This is a genomic window from Pseudomonas citronellolis, assembly GCF_029335315.1.
Classification (GTDB): domain Bacteria; phylum Pseudomonadota; class Gammaproteobacteria; order Pseudomonadales; family Pseudomonadaceae; genus Pseudomonas; species Pseudomonas citronellolis_A.
The window spans coordinates 1-5,281 of sequence record NZ_JARJLT010000109.1 but is presented as its reverse complement, the minus strand read 5'-3'; the positions used below and the strand labels follow the sequence as shown (position 1 = coordinate 5,281).

The 5,281-nt window shown below is 71.8% G+C and carries 7 protein-coding genes; 2 read left to right on the top strand and 5 right to left on the bottom strand.

Translation table 11 applies throughout. The features are described 5' to 3' along the window. The 3 genes from P3W75_RS09130 to P3W75_RS09120 all read right to left on the bottom strand — a co-directional run. A partial coding sequence (locus P3W75_RS09130) for an arylamine N-acetyltransferase family protein (RefSeq protein ID WP_276227053.1) occupies window positions 1–393 on the bottom strand: 393 nt, incomplete at its 3' end. A gap of 15 nt (window positions 394–408) precedes the next feature. Continuing rightward, window positions 409–873: a cupin domain-containing protein gene (locus tag P3W75_RS09125; protein ID WP_276227052.1), complete on the bottom strand. Its 465-nt coding sequence runs from the start codon at window positions 871–873 to the stop codon at window positions 409–411. A gap of 3 nt (window positions 874–876) precedes the next feature. Next, on the bottom strand, window positions 877–1,608 hold the full coding sequence (locus P3W75_RS09120) for an NAD-dependent epimerase/dehydratase family protein (protein WP_276227051.1): 732 nt from the start codon (window positions 1,606–1,608) through the stop codon (window positions 877–879). Between the two features lie 183 nt (window positions 1,609–1,791). On the opposite strand from P3W75_RS09120, the gene P3W75_RS09115 reads away from it, so the two are divergent. After that, window positions 1,792–2,352, top strand: a complete 561-nt coding sequence (locus P3W75_RS09115; RefSeq protein WP_276227050.1) for an NADPH-dependent FMN reductase — start codon at window positions 1,792–1,794, stop codon at window positions 2,350–2,352. 133 nt (window positions 2,353–2,485) lie between these two features. Here the strand turns inward: P3W75_RS09115 and P3W75_RS09110 are convergent, their stop codons facing one another. Both P3W75_RS09110 and cbpA read right to left on the bottom strand, forming a co-directional pair. Next, window positions 2,486–2,788, bottom strand: coding sequence for a chaperone modulator CbpM (locus tag P3W75_RS09110; protein ID WP_276227049.1), 303 nt, complete (start codon window positions 2,786–2,788; stop codon window positions 2,486–2,488). Continuing rightward, on the bottom strand, window positions 2,785–3,747 hold the full coding sequence (gene cbpA, locus P3W75_RS09105) for a curved DNA-binding protein (protein WP_276227048.1): 963 nt from the start codon (window positions 3,745–3,747) through the stop codon (window positions 2,785–2,787). Before cbpA ends, P3W75_RS09110 begins: the two co-directional genes overlap by 4 nt. Before the next feature lie 113 nt (window positions 3,748–3,860). Between cbpA and P3W75_RS09100 the strand changes: the two genes are divergently transcribed. Then, window positions 3,861–5,279: a PLP-dependent aminotransferase family protein gene (locus tag P3W75_RS09100; RefSeq protein WP_276227047.1), complete on the top strand. Its 1,419-nt coding sequence runs from the start codon at window positions 3,861–3,863 to the stop codon at window positions 5,277–5,279. Window positions 5,280–5,281: the final 2 nt, after the last annotated feature.

Below are 5,281 nucleotides of genomic sequence, written 5' to 3'. Positions count from 1 at the left end.
CACCAGGTACGGCCCCTGGTCCAGCTCGACGCGCAGCAGCAGGTGGCTCTGCTGGGTGCGTTCGACGTCCGCCGGCATGCCCCAGCGCACCCGCGCCACCAGCAACTCCAGACGGTAGCCGAGGCTGACCAGCAGCCGCGCGAACAGGCTGTTCAGCTCGAAGCAGTAGCCGCCGCGATGGCCTTCGACGATCTTGGCGAAGACCGCGTCGGGCTCGATCAGAATCGGCCGGTCGAGCAACACGTCGAGGTTCTCGAAGGGCAGGTGGTGCAGCGCCGCATCGACCAGGCGCTGGAGGTTCTCCAGGGTCGGCGCGGGCGCCTGCGGCGGCAGGCCCAGGCGCGCGAGGCAGGCCTGCAACTGCTGTTCGCTGAAGGGAGTGAAGGGGGTCATCGGCCTCTCCTGGGCTCAGTGGGCATGGGGTTCGGGAATCACCAGCGGGCCGCAGCCTTCGTCGCTGATGATGGTGGCGAGGACCTGCGCCGGCTGCTCCGCGCTGGCGTTCTCGGCGAACCGGTGCAGCGCGCCGGCCGGTTCGAACCAGGACTGCCCGGCCGGGTAGAGCCGGGCCGGCTCGCCCTGCATCTGCGAGCGTACCTGGCCACGCACCACGAATACGCTGACCGCGCCGGAATGCCGGTGCGCCGGGGTGTAGGCGTTGGGCGGGAAGTCCACCAGCAGGGTGCTGACGACCTTGCCCGGCACCTCGGCCAGGGGTTCGCAGGACAGCCGCGTCACGCTCGTCTGCGGCCGCGCGGCGGCGTCTTCCGTCGCGCTGCGACTCTGCAGCAGCAAGCCCAGGCCGACACTGCCGAGGAGCAGCAGCGCCAGCGGCCAGGCGCGCAGGGGGCGATTCAGGATCAGGCTCGACATGGCTCAGGCCTCCAGCCGGAAGCCCGGCTGCCAGCCCAGCCGGTAGCGGGCCAGCGCCGAGCTGACGTCGAGGTCGCGCTCGGCCAGGTTGTAGCAACCCGGCGTGCCCCACTCCAGCGCCAGCAGCGCGGCGCGGGCGGCGTCGTCGACATGCAGGGCCAGGCGCGGGTCGGGCTCGTCGAATCCGGTGCCCGGGCCGTACAGCCGCCCGTAGCGCAGCACCAGGCCTTCCAGCGGCGCGGCGCCGAGCACGGCCTCTTCCAGGGCGGCGACGCCGCCGACGCTGACGGCCCGCGGGCCTTCGGCGGCCAGGTCCAGTGGCTGGTCCTCGCGGTGCGGCTGCGGGCCCGGGGCGTAGGCCCAGGCGATGCTCTGCGCCACCAGGCGTCGGGCACCGGCGACGCGCGCGGCGGCCACCAGGTTGGCGGTGCCTTCGCGGCGCAGGTGGGCGTTGCGCGAGGCGGCGGCGGCCATGCGCGCCGGGTCCAGCGCCGGCGGCAGGTCGGTGAGCTGGTGCACCACCCACTGCGGGCTGAACTCCAGCATGGCGCGGCTCAGCGCGTCGCCATCGAACACATCGAGCACCTGCGCCTCGGCGCCGGCCGTGCGCAGCGCCTCGGCGCGCGCCGGGTCACGGCTGACCGCCAGCACCCGGTAGCCGCGCGCCAGCAGCAACGGCAGCAGGCGCCGGCCAACGGCGCCGCTGGCACCGGCAAAGAAGACTTTCGCGCACATGTCGCACCTCGGTCGTGGAGTGAGTGAGGCCACTCTAGGGCGCCAATGGCACAGCCAACAGAGCCAAGAAAGCAGTTTGCGACTGGGACATGCGTGCGCGACCGATGCGCCCGGCGTCCCTCAACCGCCATGTTTCTCGGCTATAACCAAGGGTTCCGAATCCCCCGCAACAAGGAAACGCCCATGAGCAAAGTCTTCGACGTCGCCGTGCTGGTCGGCAGCCTGCGCAAGGAGTCCCTCAACCGCAAGGTAGCCCTGACCCTGGCGGCCCTGGCCCCGGCCAACCTGAAGCTGGAGATCGTCGAGATCGGCCAGTTGCCGCTGTACAACGAGGACCTCGACGGCGACAGCGCGCCGGCCGCCTACGCGCCCTTCCGCGAACGCATCCGCCGCGCCGACGCGCTGCTGTTCGTCACCCCGGAATACAACCGCTCGGTGCCGGCGGCGCTGAAGAACGCCATCGACGTCGGCTCGCGCCCCTACGGCAAGAGCGCCTGGGGCGGCAAGCCGGGCGCGGTGGTCAGCGTCTCGCCGGGGGCCATCGGTGGCTTCGGCGCCAACCACGCGCTGCGCCAGTCGCTGGTGTTCCTCGACGTGCCGTGCATGCAGCAGCCGGAAACCTACCTGGGCGGCGCCGGCAATTTCTTCGACGCGGCCGGCCAGCCCAACGACCAGGTCAAGCCGTTCCTGCAGACCATCATCAACAGCTATGCCGCCTGGGTGGAGAAGATCGCCGGGGCCTGAGCCCCGCATGAGTTGGGCGTACAACCGTTCGCGGTTGTACGCCGATGCCCCGGCGCCACGGCCGGACGGCGGATAACGCTACGCGTTATTCGCCCTGCGGGCCGCTGCGAATCGCGGGCGTGGCCCGCTCGCGTCAGTCTTCCTCGTAACGTGACAGCCGCTGGCGCAGCCGGGCGTTTTCGGCGCGCAGCAGTTCCACCTCGTCGAGCAGCCGCAGGGCCACGGCGATGCCCGGCCAGTCCAGCTCGAACTCCCGGTGCAGGCGCACCGCGCGGCGCACCAGGGTCAGCGATTCGACGCTGAACAACCATTGATCGCCGCGCCGCTCCAGGGGCTCGACGATGCCCACCTCGACGATCTCCAGCAGCACCTCGCGCGGCAGCCGCGCGCTTTCGCAGAGCTCTTCCAGCTCCAGGGTCAGGAGGAATTCGCTCATGGCCGTTTGCTCCACTGGCTACGGGGGTCGAAGGCCGCCTTGCCGGCCAGTTCCTCCCAGAGTTTGCGCGTTTCGCCTTCCGGCGCGCCCTTGGGCATCACCACCTTGAGCACCGCGTAGAGATCGCCGCCGGCCTCGCCGCTCTTGCCGGTCAGGCCCTTGCCGCGAATGCGCAGGCGCTGCCCGCTCTGGCTGCCCGCCGGCACGGCCAGGGCGATGCGGCCGCTCAGGGTCGGCACCTCGATCTTCGCCCCCAACGCCGCTTCCCAGGGCGCCAGCGGCACGCTGAGGATCAGGTCGCGGCCGTCGACGTCGAACAGCGGGTGCGGCGCCAGGCGGATCACCAGGTACAGGTCGCCGGCCGGCGCGCCGCCGACGCCCGCCCCGCCCTGGCCCTTCAGGCGAATGCGTTCGCCGTCCACCACGCCCGGCGGGATGCGCACCTTCAGGGTCTTCTCGACATCGGGCAGGCGCCGGCCCTGCTCGTCATGGCTGGGCAGGCTGAAGTGGATCGGCTGCGGCTCGCCGGACTGGCTCTCTTCGAGGAACAGCGGCACCTCCAGCTCGATGTCGCGGCCGCGCCTTTCCCGCCGGCGGTGCGCCTGCGGCCCGCCGTGGGCGCCGAAGATCGACTCGAAGAAGTCGGAGAAGTCGCGCTCCTGGAAGTGCTCGGCGCCCTCGAAGCCGCCGGACGGCTGCCAGCCCGGCGGCGCCTGGAAGCCCCCGGCCCCGCCGCCGCTCTGCTGGTACTGGCGCAACTGGTCGTACTCGGCGCGCTTTTCCGGGCTCTTGAGCACTTCGTAGGCCTCGGAGACCTCCTTGAAGTGCGCCTCGGCATCGGCTTCCTTGCTGACGTCCGGGTGGTATTTGCGCGCCAGCTTGCGGTAAGCGGTCTTGATCGCCTTCTCGTCAGCGTCCGGGGCCACGCCCAGCGCCGCGTAGTAATCCTTGAAGTCCATCGCCTTGCTGCTCCGGGATCTGCAAACCCCAAGCCTAGACCCTCGGCGGGCGCGACGCCTGACCGGCGTCATGGCATAGTCGTTTCCCTGCTATCAGCCCTTCGAGCCAGGACATGAGCGAATCCCTCGACCTGCGCCTGGACCCGAGCCTGGCGCAGCCGATCTACCGGCAGATCTACGAGCGCATCCGCGAAGCCATCGCCCGCGGCACCCTGCACCCCGGCGAGCGCGTGCCGGCGGTGCGCGGCCTGGCCGGCGAGCTGGGCGTGGCGCGTGGCACGGTGGAGCTGGCCTACCAGCTGCTGACCAGCGAGGGCTACCTGCTGGCGCGCGGGCCGGCCGGCACCGTGGTCTCGCCGCAACTGGCCGGGCGCAACGCCGAGCGCCCGGCGCGCCTGGCGCCGCAGGCGGAGCAGGTGTTACCCGGGCTGATCGCCCACGGCCCGCAGGTGCTGCCGCTGCAGCTCGGCCTGCCGGCGCTGGACGCCTTCCCCCGCGCGCTCTGGTCGCGCCTGGCCGGCCGGCGCCTGCGGAGTACCGCCGGCGGCGCGCTGGCCTACCCCGACCCGTGCGGCTACGCGCCCCTGCGCGAGGCCCTGGCCGGCTACCTCAACGTGTCGCGCGGGATCGCCTGCGAACCGGCGCAGGTGCTGATCTGCGCCGGTTACCAGGGCGCCCTCGACCTGATCAGCCGCGCCCTGCTGCAACCCGGCGACGCCGTCTGGCACGAAGACCCCGGCTACCCGCGCGGGCGCCAGCTGATGGCCGCGGCCGGCGCGCGCCTGGTGCCGGTGCCGGTGGATACCGATGGCCTGCTGGTGGAGGAAGGCCGCCGTCGCGCGCCCGACGCACGCTTCGCCCTGGTCACCCCCTCGCAGCAGAGCCCCACCGGCGTGGCCCTGAGCCTGCCGCGGCGCCTGGCCCTGCTGGACTGGGCGGCGCAGGCCGGGGCCTGGATCGTCGAGGACGACTACGACAGCGAATACCGCTACGCCGGCTTCCCCCTGCCGGCGCTGAAGAGCCTCGACCGCCAGGGCCGCGTGCTCTACAGCGGAACCTTCAGCAAAGTGCTGTTCCCCGCCCTGCGCCTGGGCTACCTGGTGCTGCCGAGCGAGCTGTTGCCGCGCTTCGTGCGCTGCCAGCAGACCTTCGCCAACGGCTGCGCGGAACTGCTGCAGGCGACCCTCTGCGACTTCATCGCCGAAGGCCACTTCGCCCGCCATCTCAAGCGCACCCGCACGCTCTACGCCGAGCGCCGACGGATGCTGCGCAGCGCGCTGGAACGGCACCTGGGCGAAGCCATGCGCTTCGACGAGCTGCCCGGCGGCCTGCACCTGATCGGCCGCGTCGACGGCGACGACAAGGCCATCGCCGCCCGCGCACGCGAAGCCGGCCTGGGCCTGCAGGCGCTGAACAGCTGGTGCGTGGAGGCGCAACGGGAAGCGGCGCTGGTGATGAGTTTCACCAACGTGAAGGACGCGCGCGAAGCGGCCGAGCTGGCCGAGCGGGTGAAAGGCGTGATGGAAACGTAGGG